Genomic DNA, 19,055 nt, shown 5'->3' with positions numbered 1-19,055 from the left:
ATGTTTTCCTCACGACCCAACGCGAGCGGGTCAGAAGGAGACCTTTGTAGCCATCAGCAGTGGCCGTGGGCATGAAAATTCGGTCATTGACGTAGCAACAGCTGGCAACAGCCACCCACTATCTCCTCTCGAATGCGTAGGGCTCTGCCAACTGTGTCCGCCACGGCTCCACCGCCAAGCACAGCCGAATGCGAACACCACCAATGCTCTGGAGAATCCCCGGTTTCGGTAACCGGGGATGTTCTGCTATGTATCGCCCTGTACTACAGGTCCTGGTCGTCGCGCCCGTTCCCACCTCGGTCACGACGCCAGGCGGTATGAGCGGAGGGGCAGGCAAGGGTGCACCATCCATGACGAGCACAGAGGCAACCAGTAGCCGGTGAGCCGGTCGAGATTGCGGGCCCTACGCCCTCACGGCACCAACAGCCCAGATGCCGTGGTGCCATGGCACCTTGCTGTACTGCAGTGCACAGGGGCCACACGGCCACAGCGGCAACCGTGTTACAGCGATCCTCGCCCATGAATCCATCGTGCAGTCGCAGAGAGGCAGAGCCTTGGAACTGGCGCCAAAGCCATCCGTCTCCTGGGCAATCCAGGCGTTGGCGGCACCGAACGGGATAGGGCGCATGGTGGGGGCGAAACAGAAGGCGGGACTCGACGGGTGGACCTCCTCGGAGCGGGACACGGATCGTGGGACCGAGCAGCGCGGGACGCGTATTGCCATAGGGGCCAGGACCTCAGCAGGCTGACCTTCAAATACCGCGCCCCGTGGCTGACCTGGTGTTTTCAGGGTCGTTGTACGTTGACATGCTTTCGGACGGGGTTCCAGACCCGTGGGCCATTTGCTCGTCTGCCGTGGGCGAATGCTGTCCTTTGAACATCCCGTCGAGGCGTTTGACAGTGAACCCCCGTCCTTTCGGCTTCTCTGACAGTGGGCCTATTCAGCGTTACCGCTCCAGGGTGACGACGGCCGCGGCGATGCGCTCCGCCAGCGTGCCGTCGAGCAGGACGTAGTCCCGGGTCGGCCTCCCGCAGGGCACGCAGCTGGGCCAAGGTGCGCGGCCGACGAACAGGTCGATGACGGCTGTCGTGTAATCGTGGACTGCGGCGCCGAAGATGCCCCGCCCGGCAGCGAGCTGGGCGAGGGTTTCGAGTACCCAGACGAGGAAGTGACCACGGCTACCTGTGACTCGCCGGAGAGATAGTTGCGAACTCGGTCACGCACACGCAGGCTACGTGCATGGCGTCCGCGCGGTGTGTGCGGAGAGCGGCCACCGCCACACGGCTGACATGACTGCCCTCACCTGGCCCCGCTCGACGAGACGACCCGCCGAAGGCCGCCGAGTAGCGCCCTTCCTCTGTCCCGGCCGGGACAGAGGAAGGGAAGTCCGGCCGGGACACCAGTGCAACGGCCTCTCTGGGAAGCAGGGGGCACACCGTCACCCCGATCAGGTGGTGTACTCCAGTTCGGCCATCTCCTCCATGTCGAGCCCTGGCCGTGCAGGACAGTCAGTTCACGGTCGCTGACCATTTGCCCCGCGAGAGGGTGAGGGTGCCGTCCGGGTCGACGCGGGCTTTTGCCCCGTACACCGGCAGAGCGCCTTCGCGGTTGAGCCGGTGCCGGATCCGTTCGAACTCGTCCCACAGGCGCCTTGGGCCGCCCTGATGCACCGTTGGCGAGCCGAGGAACCCGGTTGCTGTGGCGCGGGCCCATGAGCCGTCGGGGTGCAGCAGCCACACCGTGCGGGTCTCACCGTCCTGTGCACGCCGGTAGTCGATGCCCGGGAGTTGCAGCGCGAGCATCGACATGACGTCCCACGCGTCTGGGGGGTAGAGCAGCGGGTACCGGCTGGTGCCGGTCGCCTCGCCGTCGCCCTCCTTGGCCCCCTTCCAGACGTCGTCCGCCGGGTGCTCGTAGTCGTCACCGTGCCGGGTGGACATGAACCCGGCACGGTCCCACTCGATCCGCCCCACGGCGCCGCCGTCGGCGGTCTTGTCCGCGGTGAGGATCAGGCCCGTGCCGGCGATCGTCGTCACGAACCGACCACCCGGCCTGAGCGCCTTCAGCCAGGACACCGGCACGCTCCGCACGGACACCGTGGCAACGATCCGGTCGTACTCGCCCGGCAGCGGCCCGGTGATGTCGCAGACCTCCACGCGCGGGGCCTCGTCGATCAGTGCGAGCCGATCCCTCGCGGTCTTTACCAAGTGCTCGTCGATGTCGATGCTCGTGACGTGCTCGCTGCCGAGCCGGGCACAGGCGAGGGCGGTGCCGTATCCGGTGCCCGTGGTGACGAGAACCTGGTTGTCGTCGGCGATCACCGCGTGCCGGTACATCCGGACTACGAGGCTGGGCAGCGTCGACGAGGACGTCGGCGTTCCGTCGCTCACGATGCCGCCGTCCTCGACGGTCGCGATGTCGGCGTGACAGGGGCCGACGCGGGTCACGAGCGTCTTGTCGGTGTAGGCCTCATCGAGCCAGGCGTCCGGGTCGCTCCAGCCGTCGCGCAGGAGCCAGCCGTCGCCGTCCGCCTCCCACCACCGAGGCACGAACTGATGTCGCGGCACAGTGGCCACGGCAGCGTGCCAGCGGGATTCCGGCCGTACGACCTCACTTGCCAGACTCTGGGCCCGAGGTAGCCAGTTCATCGCTGCCTGCTCTCTCCTTTCTCAATCGTATGCAGGGTCGCAGGCCTCGGTGTTCGCCGGGTCGCAGTCGTTGGAGTCGGCCGGCGTGCAGCCGGAGGAGGCGGTCCGCCTGGGGATGCTCGCTGCGGTGTCCACCCACTGCTGCCCGCTGAACACCGCGGCCAGGCCCTCGGTCTTCGCGTTCCCTGTCTTCAAAAACCGGCCCAGCACGCACGGCGTCACCGTGCCGTCGGTCATGACCGCGGCCCGCCCGTCCGCGCAGCCGCCGCACAAGTCCTTCGTGCTCGGGACGTGCACCTCGCCCCGGCCGACGCTGCGGACTCGGTCCGTGTTCACCCTGCGAACACCGAGGCCGAGCAACTCCTCGCGGGCCTGCGCTGTGCGCTGCCCCTCGAAGACTTCGACGATGCCGACTTGGAGGGGGATCCCGCGCTTCACGGCCTGGACGATGTTCGCGCGGGTCGCCGCGTGGGAACCTTTCCGAGCGGTGACCCGATCATGTTCCTCCGCCAGGTCGCTGTAGTACGACGTCGCCAGGGATACCTCCGGGTGCTCGAACAGCTCCCAGTGCTCCAGCCGAACGCGGTACAGGTTGCTGTAGACCTGGACGCCGAGCCCTTCGGCCAGGGCGCGGCGCACGAGGATTTCGAACTCGGGGTGCATGGTGGGCTCGCCGCCGATGAACTGCACTTTCTGCACGCCGATGGCGGCGGCCTCGCTGATGAGCCGCTTCCAGTCGTCCGCCGTCATGTCACCATGCCCCTCGGTGGGACCGGCCTTGGCGTAGCAGAGGGACGGGCAGGTGAGCTGGCAGCGGCCGGTGATCTCCAACTCAATGAACTCTGGAATTGTCGGCTGGGCGGGAGCTTCGGGTGCGATCGTCATCTGTGTCCCCTGTTCGTGAGGTTGTCAGGTGCCGCGGGTGTGTGCGGTTGATCGCTGCGCGACGCCTGCGGTGGCCGCGAAGACGAGGAAGAAACCGGCCACGGTGGCGTACGGAGCAGGAGCAAACCACTGGCCTTGCGGCTCATGCTGAGGCCCTCCTTCGTGCGCCCAGACCGGGCAGGTCGACGATCGTGACGTTCGTGAGGGTGGCGGCCAATTGGTTGGCGAACATCCACCTCACGCGCCAGTCACCGGAGAACACCACCTTCTTCTCCTTCACCACCGGCAACAGCCCCCCGCCGCGCTCGTAGAGGTTGCCGTGCACGCCATCAACGAGAACTCCACCCGCACGGATCGCCACGACCTTGTTCTCCAGGTGCGGGCACAGACGCGCGGCCACAGGCGCGCACGCACGGCACACCGGCGGATGCGTCGTAACCTCCTTCTCGGGCCAGCCGGCCACGCCCCGGTAGTCCTCCAGCAGCCACAGGTAGCCCTGCTCGTTCTTGTCCGAGGGGCCGCCGCACACCTGACACAGCAGCTTCCGCATCGCGCGCCGCTGCCGGGGCCCGTGCACCACGCTGTACTCGGGCATCCCGTCGCCCTGGCGCAGTGCCCACCGTTGCCACAGCACCCCGCTCGGGTCCCGGCCCTGGGCGTTGCCGTTGGCGGCGACCGAGCCTTTGAAGGCGATGCCGTCGGCGGCCAGGACGACCCGCGGCTGTGGTAGGCGCTCGCCGCTCCATGCGGTGATGTAGGGGACGGGATGGCCCTTGTAGGTGAGGCGTTCGCGCATGTTCTCTCTCGTGGTGACGGGGCGGAACGTGGAATGGACTGGGCGCGCAAACCGAGGAGGAGCGCATGTCATGTGCCGTCATCTCCCACCAGGTCAAGGAGGGCGAGGACGGCCAGGGCAAAACGGCGGAGGTGCCCGAGTGCGTTCTCGGAGCCTGGGTGCTCGGCGCTCAGATTGATCAGGCTCCGTACCTCGGCGAGGGGGTACGGCGTCACGAGGTATGGTGCGGATTCGACCAGCTTCGTGGTTGCCTGCCGCAGCCCCCAGGCGATGGCGACAATCTCCTGCGGAGTGGGACGCGCATGCTCGCCCAGTACGGCTTCCAAGTCCTCGAACAGTTGATGGTCGAGAGTCTCAAGGGCCAGGGAACGGAGCAGCGCCCGCTGGAGCGCTTCGAGCACCTCAGGGCCGGTACACCACTGGAGATTCGGCAGCGGCGCGGCAACATCACTCATCACTGCGACCATCAGGACCACGCTGCGGGGACCCCGGGACGGACAGGAAGGCCCTGGAAGAGGAGGAGTTCGGACATATCTCTCTCGCGGTGTTGGGGGAAGGTAGGGAAGATGTCGACTGTCGGCTACACATCGTGGGGAGGACTACGAGCGGCCGACGCGCTGTCTATGCAGTGCCCGGTGTAAGCGGCGGGCTGCCGGGCGGCTCCTCCGCTGCCTGCTCCTGCCGACGCAAAGCGAACGTCAGGAACCGCGACACCGTGTCCGGATCGGCGAGGGCACCGGGACTGGTTACCGGGACACACCAGTACGAGTGCCCGGCTTCCGAATTGGTGGCCTCGGGCCGTGGCACATCGAGGTAGGAGCCCATCCCGAGGAACTCCGCTCCTGAGTTGCGGCGAGATCCGGTCGCCCACTCCGCGCGCCGCCTGGTACTCGACGGCACGAGGACGTAGTACGAGTCACCGTGCTGGTCTGCGAACACGGGGCCGCCGGGCAATACGTTCGCGAGAAAGGCGTCGATCTCCCGCAGGTTGTCACTGCCGGCAGCCGCACGCACCAGGTCGGTCGGGATCCGAACCGCGCTGAGGAGACCACCGCAGCGAATCAGTGCCAGCCCTTTCCGCACGGCCCAGTTCTTCACTGCCTCCCTCGGCTCGAATGCGGCGGCCAGGAGCCAGGATCGGACTGCGCGGTCACGGTCCGTCCGGGCATGCCCGGGCACGCCCGGTCCTGTCGCACCCAGGGCACGCACCTCTGTACTCACCGGACGTCCTCCGGGCCCCCGGGGTGAGTCTCCGCAGTCGCCGTCTGCCTGGCACCAATCAGGAAGTTTGCCCACATGTCCTTGCCGCCGTGGTGGGGCGAGCACCCGAAGTCGTCGGCGTAGGCCATGACGAGGTGCAAGCCACGGCCGTGCTCAGCGTCATCAGTGAGGTAGGCGAGCTTGGGCAGCACCGGGTCGAAGTCGCGCACGCAGACGTTCACTGCTTCGGACAGGCGCGTGACGGTGAGCTGAGCGCTCTTCGCCCCGGTGCGAGGGGCGGGTCGCGTGTGCCGCAGGACGTTGGCCAGCAGCTCCGAGACCGTCAGGGCCACTCGGTCACTCAGGCCGGCCACGCCCCACAGCTTCAGGTGGGCACACACGATGGACCTCGTGATCGGTACAGCCTCGGGGGATACGTCGAGGTCTATCGCCAGGTGTCCCGGGGCGCTGCGCGTCGTGGCGCGCACGCCGGTCGCTGGCGTAGCGGGCAGTTCCAATAGGTCGGCCATCACAGATCCACTCTTCGGTCTGGCGGAATCCTCACCGGGGAGGTCTGACTGCGGTGTGTACTGGTGTGGCACCGGTCAGCAACTATTCAGTCAGGTCGCGAGACTCGCGTGCAGATCCGGATGCGGAGAGTTGAGGTATCCGCATCACGACCCAGGGACAGTTGATGCCGCAGCCAGAGAAAGTGCTCACCCCCGAGGCCTCGCCGCAGGAATGGTTCGGCGCCGAGCTGCGCTACTGGCGTAAGCGTCACCCGGGTTTGCGTCCCACCCAGTTGGGGCCGAAGGTCCAGGTCAGCCCCGATGTGCTCTACAAGATTGAGAAGGGCCAGTACAAGTGCCCTCGGGACCTCGCGGTGCTCCTGGACGACGTCCTTGAGACGGGCGGAGTACTCACTCGCGCATGGGGGATGGTGTTCGGCGATGCGGATAAACAGCGGCGTGAAGCGGATAGTGCGCGCCATAGTCCGGTGGAGGGGACCGTTCAGGTCCGTGGAGGCCGCATGCTGGGCAGAGACAGCTCTGCCCAGCTACCTGAGAGCCTTTCGTCAGTGGACCGACGCGCCTTTGTGGCTGCCACCAGCCTTGCCGCCATCGCCCCGATGGAACTCGCCAGACTCGTATCCCCGACCGCTCCGCCCCAGCTCCCGAGGCGGATCCGCCCGACGGAACTCGAACAGCTGCGGCACATCGCCGACGGCATCCACCGATGGGACAACGCCCAAGGCGGTGGGGGCCTGGTCGGCGATTTCGCCAGCCGCTCGATGGAATGGGCCGTACGACTGCTCTCGGTCAGCTGTCCGGAGCCCCTACGTCAGGATCTCTTCGGCAGCGTCGCGCGGCTGGGCATCGTCGTCGGCGCGACACACTTCGACACCTACGCCCACGACGAGGCCCGGGTCGCCTTCAAGATCGCGTCCGAATGCGCTGAGGCGGTCGGCGACTGGTGGCTTCGCGCAAAGACGTTCTCCTTCCTGGCCCGTCAGGCGATCTGGCTCGGCGACCCGGACGAGGGCCTCACGTACGCGGAAAAGGGCCTGGTCCGCTCCGACCGGCTCACCCCCACGATCCAGGCCATGATGCACAGCGCCCGAGCCCGCGCCTTCGGGAAGATGCACGACATGCAAGGCACGATGGCCGCGGTCGGCGCGGCCGACGACGCCTTCGCCCGCTCGAACCCTGCCGAAGATCCGCCGTGGATGCACTACTACGACGAGGCACAGCACCACGGCGATACAGCCCATGCGCTCTGGGATCTGACCATTCACGCCGACCAAGACCCCGGTCGGGCCGCAGACCGGTTCACAACGGCGGTCGCCGGGCACGGTGACGACTATGCCCGCTCTCGCGGGATCTCCCTCACAAAGCTGGCGTCACTGGTCATGGCGAAGGGAGACCCGGTACAGGCAGTCGCCATCGGCCACCAGGCCCTCGACGATGTCGGCCGACTCACTTCGCGGAGGGCAGCCGACGACCTCAAGGAACTCCGACGCTTCGCAGCAAGGCACCGCACATTGGAGGAGGCGGCGCACCTGCGCCAGCGGATCACGACTACCTTGCAGGCATGATGATCTCGGCTGTCCCCGCACGTGCCGTCCTGGAAGAAGCCTGCGCGCAGGCAGGCTTCGACCCGGCAGGCGCCGAGCCTGTACGCATCGCCGAGAACGAAATATGGCGCCTGCCCGGCGAGGTGATCGTCCGCATCGCCCGAGCCGGGCAGTGGAAGGCCGCTGTCCGCGAAGTCCTCGTAGCCCGGTGGCTCGCTGGCCACGAGGTGCCGGCGGTACGCGCGCTTCCGGTCGACCAACCGGTTGAGGCTGCGGGCCGTCCCGTCACGTTCTGGGCTGAGCTGCCACCCCATGAAGTCGGCACGGTCATGGACGTCGTCACGCTGCTCAAGCAGCTCCACCCGTTGCCGGTCCCGGACCTGCCGCTCGACCGGCTGGATCCGTTCGTCCGAGTCGCTGACAGGATCGAGGCAGCCACATGGCTCCCGGAGGACGACCGCCGGTGGCTTCGGGAACGGCACGACGAGCTCCGTGAGCGGTGGGAGCAACGGCCTGATGGCCTACCTGAGTGCGTGGTGCACGGGGACGCGTGGGTGGGCAACGTCGTACGCACCCCAGACGGACCAGTACTGCTCGACTTCGAACGGGCCTCCGTGGGGCCCCCAGAGTGGGACCTCGTGTCCACCGCGGTCAAAATGACCACGACTGGCGCAGTCACTCAGACCGAGTACGCCGAGTTCTGCGCGGCATACGGTACAGACGTCACGCAGTGGGCGGGGTACGGACTCCTCGCCGGAGCCCGCGAGTTGCGCATGACCACGTACGCGGCCCAACACGCCGCAACTCGGCCCGAGTGGGAAGCAGAGGCTCAATACCGCGTCGACTGCCTACGCGGCCGGACAGAACCGCGCCCCTGGCACTGGAAAGGGATCACGTAGTGCCAATGCCAGCGAACGGTCGCTCGTCTTCTCAGCTGGAAGTACTGCGCCGAAGATCGTCCGGGGCGGGAGTCTTTGGTGGGACAGCGTCCGCGACGTGCACTACGGCTCAGCCGGCGCCTTCCGTCGACATTGGGCGGGGATGGTTGACCAGCCCCATGGCCCGCTCGATCGTGATCTCGATGACTACGCGCTCGGGATCGGGGCCTGGCCTTCTGCCGTACCTGTTGGCGTAGCGGGCCACTGCGTCATCGACAGCGGCGGCGTCGGTGACAACTTCCGCCGTGCCCTCCAGGGTGGCCCAGCGCCCCCCGTCGACCTGACAGACGGCGACGCGGGCTTCGCCGGGACGTGACGCCTGAATGTTGGCGACCTTCTTACTTGATTTGCGTGTGATAACGCGAGCTATCCCTGCGTCAGCGTCGAGAGTGACGCCCACGGGCACCACGTGCGGGCTGCCGTCGGAGCGCATCGTGGTCAGTGTGCACAGATGGTACTCAGACCAGAACGCCGAGTAGCTAAGCGTCTGGCTGGATATGTCGCTAGGCATGACCTGGAGGATAACGACGGCCAGCACTCCGATTGGCTCAAAAGTGACCACCTCCACATCAGAGACAACTATCCAAGCAAGGTCGCGCCGCCGCTTTGAATAGGCAATGTCCGCTATCAGGCCAGATTAAATGTCTCAGATTTATAACGGCTGCGAGTGCCTATCGTTGCGATTGTGGCGGTTGTGGTCTGCGCACGAAGCCCAATTTCAAGCCATGATCCAGAGCAACGTGGGCCGATTTGCGGCAGTCTCACACTCAGTACCTGTGTGCTGGTGAGCAGCGTGCGCCGGTTCCAGCTTCGCGTAGTGTCCGAAGGCATTCCCGATGCATGCCGACGGCGTGTGGCTTTGCTTCCTTGCTCGTTCGCGCTAGTGATCTTTCGCTGCTTGGGAGTCTTGGGGAACGCGTCCTGCGATGCACGGCCCGGCCGCTCGCGACCAACGACGCGCTGCCCTCGACGCCCGTGACCACTTGCGGCTGCGCTGTGCAGAGGGGACTGGATGCTGTCGACACAGGCGTGGTCGGCGCCGGCTTCGTGTCGGCGCGATCAACGGCTGGTGCGAAGGGGATTACTGATGTGGTCGGAAAGACATGACCGCAGCGCGGCAGAAGCCAAGGGGCCTGTACAACGCTCAGCAAGCCGTCGCCGACTGGGGCGGTGGCGTACCGCCGACAAGCGGACGGTAGAGCGGGAACTGCACCGCCGTCTGAGGCGAGAACTTCGAGAGCTCGGTATTCAGCCTCCCCTGAACCTGGAGGAGCTGGTCCAGGCGCTCAGCGAGAGGCGGGGGCGGCCGATCGTCCTGCGCCCCTTCCCGCTGGAGAAGCCGGGGCCTTCGGGGCTGTGGATCGATGTGCCGGATATGGACGTGATCCTTTACCAGCAGGAGACGACTCGGCTGCACCAGCGGCAGATCATCCTCCACGAGATCCTCCACATCCTCGTCGCCGAATGGGAGGAGGACCAGGCCAAGGAGTCGCTGGAGGAACCCCCGGACGACTTCGTCGAGGGCTGGGCAACCCTCATCCCCGTCCTCGATCCCAAGCTGATTCGGCGGGTCGCCCGCCGCTGCTCGTACGAGGACCAGGAGGAGTGCTCGGTCGAACTCGCAGCCACGATCGTCCTGGAGTGGTCCTCGGTGCTGGACGAACTCCCCCCGCTGTCGGAAGACCCGGTGGTACGTCGGGTTCAGTCCGCCCTGGGCGACCGGCGAGGGTGGTTGTAGTCCGTGACCGAGATACTCCTGCTGATCATCGCGGCTGCGGTCATTTGGCGGCTCTACCTGTGGTCGCGTGCCCCGCACGACGCTCCCACCCGATCAGTCGCCCTCTCCCTCCTGAGCGCGGGCCTGTCCTATCCGGTAGCCATGCCGGGGGGCAGCACTGGCATCGACACCGTGGCCGGGCACGGGACGGCAAAGCTGGTCCAGAACGTCCTGCTGCTGGGGACGGTCTACTTCCTGATGTGCTTCTACCTGTACTCAGCCGACGGCCAGGGAGCGCGGCGCCGCGCCCGGTGGGAAGCCGTCATCGTAACCGTGGTCGCGGTGGCGATCATCCTGGCGGCCGTGAGCGTCCCGCACGAGGCGCTCGCCGGCTCATTCAGCACGGCGGACATGACGATCTCCCAGGTCGCCTTCTTCTACGCCGGCGCGGGCCTGTATCTGATGTACGCGCTCGGGGCTGCCGGATGGTGGTCCGCCCGCTATGCCCGCATGTCGCGGCGCCCGCACGCCACGGGGCTGTGGATGACCGCGATCGGCCTCGGGGCGATGGCGGTGGCCTGCGCCGTGCGTGCGGTCTTCGTCGCCGTCCGGTGGAGCGGTGGGTCCGTGCCGCACCAGCTCACGGCGAGCGTGGCGGTCGGGCTGGTGGTGTCGAGTCTGCTCTTCGTCGCAGGCATCACCTATTCGGGGGTCCGCGCCAGGATCACGGCGACGCGGCTGTGGCTGCGCCGGCGGCGAGATCACCGTCGGCTGACCCCACTGTGGCAGCTGCTGATCGAGGTCTACCCCGAGAATGAGCTGCGCCCTGCTTCCCGCGGGCTTTGGGATCGGTGGCGAGCGCGAGGCGTGCACCGCCGCTATCACCGGCGGATAGTGGAATGCCGGGACGGACTGGTCGACATCAGCCCCTACCTGGTGCGCGTCGAGGACGGCACCGACCTGCTGGACCTTGAGCCGACTCAGCTGGCCCGACGCCTGCGATCCGCCGTGGCCATGATCGAGAACGGCGTCGCGGCACCGGGGCAGGCAGTCGCCCTGGCGGCGCCGCAGGAAGACGACCGGAACGCGGATGTCCGCCAGCTCATCGCGGTGTCGGAAGCGCTCCGACTGCCTGCGTGACCGTGGAAGAACGAGGGAGACGAGACGAGATGCTGATCACCGCCCGCAGGGTCCTGACCGGCTCCGGGACGTACCTGGAAGACGGCGCTGTCCTCGTAGAGGGCGACTCGATCACCGAAGTCGGGCCGCGCACGCGCCTCGCTGACCGCGCCGACGGGACGCACCTGGCGTTTCCCGACGCAACGGTGGTGCCCGGACTGATCGACGCGCATGTACATCTCGCGTTCGACGGTGGCGGCGAGCCTGTGGCCACCCTCGCCGAGTCGAGCGACGAGAGACTGCTTCAGGACATGCGCCGGCGCGCGGAGCAGCTCCTGCTGAGCGGTGTGACGATGGTCCGCGACCTGGGCGATCGAGGTGGCCTGGCCTTCCGCCTCGACGAGGAGATCAGCCAGGGCGGCACTCCCGGCCCTCGTATCGTGGCCGCGGGCACACCGGCGACTCCGCCCGGAGGCCACTGCTATTTCCTGGGCGGTGAAGTCTCCGGCGTGGCCGAGGTCCGTGATCTTGTGCGGCGCAACCTCGCGACGGGCGCTGGCGTGATCAAGGCGATGGTGACCGGTGGCGGGCTGACCAAGGACGGTCCGAAGAGCTGGCAGAGCCAGTTCTCCACGGAGGAACTCCAAGCCCTGGTGGACGAGGCCCATCAGGCCGGCGTGCCGGTGGCCGCGCACGCTCACGGAGCGGACGGTATCGCCGCGGCCGTAGACGCTGGCGTGGACACCATCGAGCACTGCACCTGGATGACGAGTGACGGTTTCGATCTTCGCCGGGACGTCCTGAAGAAGATCATCGACCAGGGCATCGTGGTCTGCCCGGCCGTCAGCCCGCACTGGCAGATGCTGCCAAAGTTCTTCGGCGAGGAGCGGGCGGCAGCCATGTTCGCCCTGGTCCGGGAGATGGCCGAGGCCGGTGCCAAGCTCGTTGCCGGAACGGACGCCGGCGTGCAGCGAGCCGGGTTCGATGGGCTCGTGCCAGCACTCGCCTTCTACAAGCATCTGGGCCTGCCCAACAGCAGGATCCTCGACATGGCCACCGCGGACGCGGCCGGAGCCCTGGGTCTGGGCGAGAAGACGGGCCGGATCGCGCCCGGACTCATCGCGGACCTGCTGGTCGTCGACGGAGATCCGTTGGACGACCTCAGCGCCCTCCGCCATGTCCGTACTGTGATCGCGGCGGGACGAGTGCACGGGCCGGACTCTCCGGCACAGAAGGAGCAGTAGCCACGCCACCGGCCCGCAACCTCAAGGGCTGCGGGCCGGACTACTTGCCCGTGTCCGCTTCTTTCTCCTCCAGCTCCGCCACCAGCTCGTTGACCAGCGCCAGCGCCCTAGGCGACAGGCCCCGCGAGCCCAGGCCGCGGGCCCTCACCCGGCCTACGGCGCCCTTCTTCGCGGCGGCCAGCAGCTGCAACCCCTGATAGACCTGGGCGGCCACCGCCTCGTCCGGCTCGAAGTACATCCGAGACACGCCGAACACGGCGGCCAGCGCGTCCAGGACCGCGGACGGCGCCGTGTCCGTGACACCGGCCCGCAGATCGGCGAAGCCCTCCTCTGTGATGATCGCCGTCCCCGCGTGGGCATTCACGGCGGCCGCCATTTCGGCGTCCGACGGGGGCCCCTGCGGACCGGGATACGAGCGCTGCAGAATCAGCGTGATCTTCTCGGCGAGGGATCCCGGCGGCCCGTCGAACTGCACAGCAGCTTCCTGGGCCCCCGGCTCTGCCGCCGTGCCGTTCTTCCTCGCCTCCGCGGCGGCCATGGAACGGTCCTCGGCCCGGCGCAGCTCCGCTTCACTGACGCCGTACTTCGCTGCCAGGGCCGGGACGTACTTGTCCTTGAGCCGGCGGTCACCTCGCTCGGCTCCCGCGACCGGGCCGGCGCTCCTGGTCCCGATCACCTCGGCCGTCTCGTACTGGTAGATGCCGGCATCACAGCGCAGATCAGCCAGGTCGGCCAGGCCGGTACGGGGAAACAGATCGTCCAGGGCGCCCCTGAGCGCCGCCGCGTATGCGGGCAGCTTCTCCGGATCGGGCGAGGAGTGACCGGCTTCCCAGTTCGCTACCGCGGAGTCGGACACGCCCAGCTCTGCCGCCACCTCGCTCTGGAGGATGTCGGCAGCTCGCCGTACCGCGCGAGCACGGTGTCGGTCGAAGTGACGGGCAGGCATCAGACCTCGCTTTTTCTGCAAGTTGAAGCGAATCTATCTTGTTGACTTTTACTTCAGCTGGGAATAGCTTCAGGGTAGCGAAAACAGGGTGCCTTCGCATACAGCTGGCCCTCTGGCTTCGGCCTCCCCACCAGCCCCCAGGCTGCGGTGAGGCCCACGCCTCGTGCGAGGGGTCCCCTCTTCGCGACGGCGCGGCGTGCTCCATCTGCGTGTCCGGGGCCGATAGCGCCCCGCCCTGCAGCGGGCATCCCGTTCTCCCCATCCCCGTCAGGAAGTCCGAGCCATGCCGCAGCACCTCTTAAGCCGAGCGGCCAGCCCGCTCGAGGCGTGCGCCGTGTGACTCCGGGGACCGCCCCCCTTCGCTTCGCTCCGCCTCCTCGGCCCGCGCTCGGCGGCGCCGCGACAAGTTGTAGAGGATTCAAGAGCTAAGTCTGGATGTCGTGCCAGGTCACACGTATGTTGCTGGTCCCCCCGCGGGGCACCGGCTCCGCGACCTGCACGAGAGGAGAAGCGTTGCGACGCGCACCGCCCCGAGCACAGGGCTTCGGCCCGGAGAACAGCGTCGGCGCCTGAGAGCGTGCAACTCACAGACGCCGATCGCGAGATGACACTCCTGCCTGTGCAAGGGCGGGAGATTCACCCATCACCGCACCGGCCCTTTCCACGGGGCGTACCGGCGCGGGTTCACTTCACAGGAGAGTTTCGCATGTCGACTGCCCTGCGCAAAAGGCCACACTCCCTGGCCGGCGCGGCAGCCTGTGCCCCGTCCACCCCGTCGGTGCAGCGCAGTGGCGGTGATGCCTGATGGCACGCATCCGCACCGTCAAGCCCGAGATGTTCGAGTCGGAGTCGCTGGCCGAGTGCTCGGTGACCGCCATGCTCACCTTCATCGGGCTGCTGACACAGGCCGACGACTCCGGCCGTCACCGCGACCACCCGGCGATCATCGCAGGTCGGCTGTGGGCCCTGCGCCCGGAGCACACCGCCGCCCATGTCGCCCAGGACCTGGAGGAGCTGGCCGCCGCTGGGCTGATCTGCCGCTACACCGGCTGTGACGGGCGTACGTGGCTCCACGTCGTGACGTGGGAGCAGCACCAGAGGATCAACAAGCCCACGGCGTCCCGTGTGCCGCGCTGCCCCAGTCACCAGGGCAGTCAGCCGTGCGGCAAGTGCCAGACCGGTGATTGCCCCACGGCGCGCAATGCGGTGTCCGTGACGCCTACTGAAAACCTCCGGGAGGACTCCGGTAGCCCGCAGGGAGCGGTGCACAGTCCCGTTCCCGCCGCCACCGCCCCTGCCGAGTCCACCCCCGCCGCTCCCGGTGAACCTGCGTCTGTGCCTCCCGACGGGCTCGCTGCCCCCACTGCGGCACCGTCCGGGAAAACTGCAGGTCGGGCGGCATTCCAGGAGGACTCCGGGAGGACTACCGGAGGAGTACCGGAGGACTCGCGCTCTGGATCTAGGATCTTGGATCCTGGATCTTTCCTTACGGGGCGCGAGGCACCCGCACCCGACGCCGTCTCCGGATCGGTCTCCGCCAAGGAACTGGTGGCCGAGTACATCCGGGACTGTCAGCGCCGACCGCCGGAGGACTTCCTCGGGCTGCTGGGGCGCAAGGTCAAGGTCCTGCTGGACGAGCGGTTCGAGCCGCAGGACATCCGCGTAGCGCTGGAGCGGCTGCGGGCCAAGGGGCTGCACCCGAGCGTGCTGCCGAGCCTGGTGAACGAGGTCGTCAACGCTGCCCCGCAGGCTGCCTCGGTGCCGTCGTCCGCCTCCGGCGCGAGGCCCTGGGCCAGCACCAGCACGTCCCGCTACACGCCGTACCTCAACCCGACCGAGCCGACGACGTTCGGAGGCCGCCTGTGACCCGCGCGCACCTCGCCGACCCGCAGCCCGCCATCGGGGAGCGACTCCGTGCCCGCCTGGAGGCGAAGCTGGCCGAGCGCGGCATCGATCCGACCGCGTCGCTGCCGGACACCCCGGAGCCGATCCCGGCCTTGGAAGCCGCCCAGGAGCGCATCCCGGTCGACTACCGCGACGCCGTGGTCGAGCACCCCGACGTCGCCGCCTGGGTGCGCACCATCACCGAGGCGGCCATCGAGCCGAACGCGGGCGGACTCAACCCGCATTTCGGCACGGCCGGGCGCCGGCGGATCGCGCACGGCCCGTCGCTGCTGCTGTGGGGCGGCACCGGGGCCGGCAAGACCCACCAGGCGTACGGGGCGATCCGGGCCCTGACCGCCGCCGGGTGCGGCGTGAGCTGGCAGGCGACCACCGCCGCCGACCTGTACGCCGACATGCGCCCACAGGCCGGCGTGGACCCGGAGCACATGCTGCGCCGGATCGTGCGGGTGCCGCTGCTGCTGCTTGATGACCTCGGCGCCGCCAAGGGCTCGGAGTGGACGGAGGAGATCACTTTCCGGCTGGTGAACTGGCGCTGCCAGAACCGCCTGCCGACGATCTTCACCACGAACCTGCCGCCCGTCCGCGACCGCAGCGTGCCCCCGCAGCAGCCGGTCCTGCGCGACAAGGTCGGCGACCGCGTCCTGTCCCGCCTGTCCGGCATGTGCACGCCGGTCCACTTCACCGGCCCGGACCGCCGCTTCCTCCGCCGCTGAAGCCCGGCCCCTCTCCTTGACGCCAACTCCGGTGCGGCACCGCCGCGCCCTCACCCCGCCTCATCACCGCGCCGCGCCGTATCCACCCGCCGTCGGCACCGCGCGCCCCACCGAGGTGTACCCGGAGACTTCCTTGCGCACCATCACCACGAACGACACCGCGCGCCCGACGCTGCGCGGGATCGCCGACCACAGCTGGCATGCCCGGGGCCTGTGCTACGGCATGCCCGCCGAGGACGCCGACGAGTTGTTCTTCCACGCTCCCCGCAGCCACGCGGCCATCGCCGAGGCCAAGTCCATCTGCGGCCGGTGCCCGGTCAAGAAGGACTGCTTCAACTACGCCCTCGACAACGAGATCCGCCACGGCATGTGGGGCGGGCTGACCGAGGCGGAACGCCGCCGCTGGCACGCCAGGGTCAGCAAGCGCCTGGACTACAGCCGCGTCCTCGCCGCCTTCCAAGGACGCGACGTGCACCTCAGCGAAGCCGAACGCGAAGCAGTGGTCCGTCACGCCTACGCCCGCGGTTGGACGGTCGAGCGCCTCGCCTACGCGCTCCAGCTCGAACTCGAGTGGGCCAAGGACCTGATGCGGCAGGCCGCCCACGACGTCACGGATCGCGACCGCTACTGGGGCCTGTACGACGAGGAGACCGACGCCACCGACGAGGAGCACCCCGAGGACGAAGGGGAGGACGGCGACGAGTCCGAGGTGACCACCTCGCCTGTGCCCCGCCAGGTCCACACCACCGCCCTGATCACCGCGCTCAGAAAGGCTGCATGACCCACCCCACCGCTGCGCCTCCCGCCGCTGCCGGACGGAGCGAAGAAGCGCCTCACGTTCGCAACCACCCCGACGAAAGAGTCCAGCAGGTGGGCACCACCAAGACCCAGCGCATCCTGATCGTCGTCGGCGCCACCCTGGTCACCGTCGTTGCCATGGCTGCCAGCGCTGACACCCTTGCCGCCCTTGGACGCGCCGTGGGCTGGGGCGCCGTGCTCGCCTGGTCGCTTCCCGTGAGCGTCGATGCCCTGGCACTCGTCGCTGGCCTCGCCTGGATCGCGGCAGGCGTCGGCCGAAAGCTCGGCCAGGTGCTCACGCTCACGACCGTCGCGGTGTCCGTCATCCTCAACGCGGTCGGCCACCTGGTGTCGACCGGGCACCTCAAAACCAGCCCCTACCTGGTGATCGCCGTGTCAGCCGTGCCACCACTGGCCGCCGCACTGGCCGTCCATCTCGGCGCCACGGTCAACGCGGACCGGACCCTGATTCCAGCCGAGACCAGTGCGTTGGCCAAGACCGGTCCCGGCACACCTTGCACCCCCAGCATCGACGGAGCCGTACCCCTGACACGGGCCAGCGCGGACGCCGAGCCTCGTACGGACAGCGCCGGCGGACCAGCGCACCAGTCTGGTCCGGAGCGCGCAGTCCGGGGCCATGCCGGGGATCGGTCAGGTGGGCAGGTTCGTCTGCGGACCACAAACCAGCCGACAGGCTCAGGCCCCGCAGACCACGACGCTGAGGCTCCTCGCCAGCGGACCAGCTCCACACCGGATCACACGGACCAGGCAACCGGTCCTGGAGCACAGGAGACAGCCCACAAGGAGCGGACCAGCAATACCGCAGGTCAGGTACGTGCCGAGCGGAAGCGACCCGCGGACCACGAGCGTGCGGACGACGTCGGCAGACCGGCTGATGAGGCCGATCACGAGGGCGAGGACCACGGCTCACCTACGGACCAGATGCAGGCCCGGGACCACCCGCAGGATACGGACCACACCCTGCGGACCACAGGCGAGCCGACACAATCCGCTCGCGCGGACCACGACGCTGAGACTCCGGACCAGCGGACCAGCCCCGCCTCGGAGCACACGGACCAACCTGCGGACCACGACGAGGACGACTCCTCCGGCGGTCCGCAGGGCGCGCGGACCACGCACCCCGACGGCTCCCCGTCCGGGGCGCAGTCCGCCGCGGCGGACCAGGACGACGACGTCCCGTGGGAGGTGAAGGTCGAGGTCGCCCGCAAGGCCGCCCTAGCGGAAGGGCGGATGACCCGCAGGGCGATACGACCACACCTGCGCAAACACAACATCAAAGTCAGCAACGAGCTGTTCGGCGAGCTCCAGGCCCACCTGTACGCCGACCCGACGCTCGCTCACCTGCCCCGCACACCAAGGAAGACCCGATGAGGACCTGTGCATCCTTCGACCGCATCAAGAGCGGCTACGAGCGGGACATCACGTACCTGGGCAACCATGCCAGGGTCCACGAGGGCACACGGGCGGGAAAGGTCAGCGCGACAACCGTCCACGGTGTCAAGAGCCGCATGGCCAGAGCGCTCAGCAGGCACTACGAGCGCTGCCCCCTATGCGGCTGACACCCATATAACCGCAGGCCACGCCACTGATCCATTCCTTCTGACGCGGTGGTCCGGCCTTGTGCCGGGCCGCCGCCCGGCCACGGAGGACCCACCATCCACTCCCGCAACCACCGCACCTCCCTCCCGACCGTCGCAGAGGCAGCCGCCTGGGCGGCCGTCCTGATCCGCCACCAGCTTGTGCACGCGGCCGTGTTGGCCCCGAACGGCCAGTGGCTCGTCCAGCACGGTGCCGAATCGCCCGTCCGCGTCCTCGACGGCCCTGCCGCGATGGTCGCACTCGTAGCCGAAATCCAGCACCAGATACGCACCACGAGGCACCGAACCCGATGACGAACCCGACGACAAACCCCACCCCCGCGCCAGCTGAGCCCGAAATCAACTCGACCTCGACGCGGTCGGGTAGCCGGAGCCCATCTCTGGGCCCCGGCCCCCTCAGAACCGGACGTGCGCCTTTCAACGCATCCGGCTCAAGCAAGCCGCGAGGGCTC

The 19,055-nt window shown here is 68.2% G+C and carries 18 protein-coding genes; 10 read left to right on the top strand and 8 right to left on the bottom strand.

Going from position 1 to position 19,055, the window contains the following annotated elements:
- Positions 1-1,509: 1,509 nt before the first annotated feature.
- The 6 genes from ACLZN2_RS44240 to ACLZN2_RS44215 form a co-directional block, all read right to left on the bottom strand.
- Positions 1,510-2,649, bottom strand: a complete 1,140-nt coding sequence (locus ACLZN2_RS44240; protein WP_416985470.1) for a protein-L-isoaspartate(D-aspartate) O-methyltransferase — start codon at positions 2,647-2,649, stop codon at positions 1,510-1,512.
- Positions 2,650-2,670: 21 nt separating this feature from the next.
- Positions 2,671-3,534: a radical SAM protein gene (locus tag ACLZN2_RS44235; protein ID WP_416985468.1), complete on the bottom strand. Its 864-nt coding sequence runs from the start codon at positions 3,532-3,534 to the stop codon at positions 2,671-2,673.
- Positions 3,535-3,676: 142 nt separating this feature from the next.
- Positions 3,677-4,330: a hypothetical protein gene (locus tag ACLZN2_RS44230; protein ID WP_416985466.1), complete on the bottom strand. Its 654-nt coding sequence runs from the start codon at positions 4,328-4,330 to the stop codon at positions 3,677-3,679.
- Positions 4,331-4,398: 68 nt separating this feature from the next.
- Positions 4,399-4,797, bottom strand: coding sequence for a DUF6415 family natural product biosynthesis protein (locus tag ACLZN2_RS44225; protein ID WP_416985465.1), 399 nt, complete (start codon positions 4,795-4,797; stop codon positions 4,399-4,401).
- Positions 4,798-4,951: 154 nt separating this feature from the next.
- Entirely contained in the window at positions 4,952-5,428 is a 477-nt protein-coding gene (locus ACLZN2_RS44220; protein ID WP_416985464.1) for a hypothetical protein, read from the bottom strand.
- 119 nt (positions 5,429-5,547) lie between these two features.
- The gene (locus ACLZN2_RS44215; protein ID WP_416985504.1) at positions 5,548-6,060 is read right to left on the bottom strand and encodes an ATP-binding protein; all 513 of its coding nucleotides are present in this window, start codon (positions 6,058-6,060) and stop codon (positions 5,548-5,550) included.
- A 164-nt stretch (positions 6,061-6,224) separates the two neighbouring features.
- Between ACLZN2_RS44215 and ACLZN2_RS44210 the strand changes: the two genes are divergently transcribed.
- Together ACLZN2_RS44210 and ACLZN2_RS44205 are read left to right on the top strand one after the other, a co-directional pair.
- Positions 6,225-7,625 (top strand): helix-turn-helix domain-containing protein, encoded by a 1,401-nt coding sequence (locus ACLZN2_RS44210; RefSeq protein ID WP_416985463.1) that lies wholly within the window; start codon positions 6,225-6,227, stop codon positions 7,623-7,625.
- The gene (locus ACLZN2_RS44205) at positions 7,622-8,503 is read left to right on the top strand and encodes an aminoglycoside phosphotransferase family protein (protein ID WP_416985462.1); all 882 of its coding nucleotides are present in this window, start codon (positions 7,622-7,624) and stop codon (positions 8,501-8,503) included. The genes ACLZN2_RS44210 and ACLZN2_RS44205 overlap by 4 nt, the downstream gene beginning before the upstream one ends.
- Positions 8,504-8,612: 109 nt before the next feature.
- Here ACLZN2_RS44205 and ACLZN2_RS44200 read toward each other — a convergent pair whose 3' ends face one another.
- Positions 8,613-9,104 (bottom strand): pyridoxamine 5'-phosphate oxidase family protein, encoded by a 492-nt coding sequence (locus ACLZN2_RS44200; protein ID WP_416985461.1) that lies wholly within the window; start codon positions 9,102-9,104, stop codon positions 8,613-8,615.
- 813 nt (positions 9,105-9,917) lie between these two features.
- Between ACLZN2_RS44200 and ACLZN2_RS44195 the strand changes: the two genes are divergently transcribed.
- The 3 genes from ACLZN2_RS44195 to ACLZN2_RS44185 are packed head-to-tail and all read left to right on the top strand — an operon-like array spanning position 9,918 to position 12,622.
- On the top strand, positions 9,918-10,280 hold the full coding sequence (locus tag ACLZN2_RS44195; protein WP_416985460.1) for a hypothetical protein: 363 nt from the start codon (positions 9,918-9,920) through the stop codon (positions 10,278-10,280).
- A gap of 3 nt (positions 10,281-10,283) precedes the next feature.
- Positions 10,284-11,399 carry an MAB_1171c family putative transporter gene (locus tag ACLZN2_RS44190; protein WP_416985459.1) on the top strand — a complete coding sequence of 372 codons (1,116 nt, stop codon included), beginning with the start codon at positions 10,284-10,286 and terminating at the stop codon, positions 11,397-11,399.
- Positions 11,400-11,428: 29 nt separating this feature from the next.
- A complete protein-coding gene (locus tag ACLZN2_RS44185; protein ID WP_416985458.1) occupies positions 11,429-12,622 on the top strand; it encodes an amidohydrolase family protein in 1,194 nt (397 codons plus the stop codon).
- A 40-nt stretch (positions 12,623-12,662) separates the two neighbouring features.
- On the opposite strand, the gene ACLZN2_RS44180 is transcribed toward ACLZN2_RS44185, so the two are convergent.
- Positions 12,663-13,568, bottom strand: a complete 906-nt coding sequence (locus tag ACLZN2_RS44180; RefSeq protein WP_416985457.1) for a helix-turn-helix domain-containing protein — start codon at positions 13,566-13,568, stop codon at positions 12,663-12,665.
- 804 nt (positions 13,569-14,372) lie between these two features.
- Here ACLZN2_RS44180 and ACLZN2_RS44175 point away from each other — a divergent pair.
- From ACLZN2_RS44175 to ACLZN2_RS44155, 5 genes are all read left to right on the top strand, one after another.
- Complete coding sequence (locus ACLZN2_RS44175) at positions 14,373-15,434, top strand: hypothetical protein (protein WP_416985456.1); 1,062 nt, start codon at positions 14,373-14,375, stop codon at positions 15,432-15,434.
- Positions 15,431-16,186, top strand: coding sequence for an ATP-binding protein (locus ACLZN2_RS44170; protein WP_416985455.1), 756 nt, complete (start codon positions 15,431-15,433; stop codon positions 16,184-16,186). Before ACLZN2_RS44175 ends, ACLZN2_RS44170 begins: the two co-directional genes overlap by 4 nt.
- A 133-nt stretch (positions 16,187-16,319) precedes the next feature.
- Positions 16,320-16,967, top strand: coding sequence for a WhiB family transcriptional regulator (locus tag ACLZN2_RS44165; RefSeq protein ID WP_416985454.1), 648 nt, complete (start codon positions 16,320-16,322; stop codon positions 16,965-16,967).
- An 89-nt stretch (positions 16,968-17,056) separates the two neighbouring features.
- The gene (locus ACLZN2_RS44160) at positions 17,057-18,376 is read left to right on the top strand and encodes a hypothetical protein (protein ID WP_416985453.1); all 1,320 of its coding nucleotides are present in this window, start codon (positions 17,057-17,059) and stop codon (positions 18,374-18,376) included.
- Positions 18,373-18,564 carry a hypothetical protein gene (locus tag ACLZN2_RS44155; protein ID WP_416985452.1) on the top strand — a complete coding sequence of 64 codons (192 nt, stop codon included), beginning with the start codon at positions 18,373-18,375 and terminating at the stop codon, positions 18,562-18,564. The genes ACLZN2_RS44160 and ACLZN2_RS44155 overlap by 4 nt, the downstream gene beginning before the upstream one ends.
- Positions 18,565-19,055 lie beyond the last annotated feature (491 nt).

Origin of the sequence: Streptomyces sp. T028 (assembly GCF_048159505.1) — a bacterium.
Classification (GTDB): domain Bacteria; phylum Actinomycetota; class Actinomycetes; order Streptomycetales; family Streptomycetaceae; genus Streptomyces.
The sequence above is the reverse complement of the archived record's forward strand: the minus strand, read 5'-3'. Positions and strand labels throughout refer to the sequence as shown.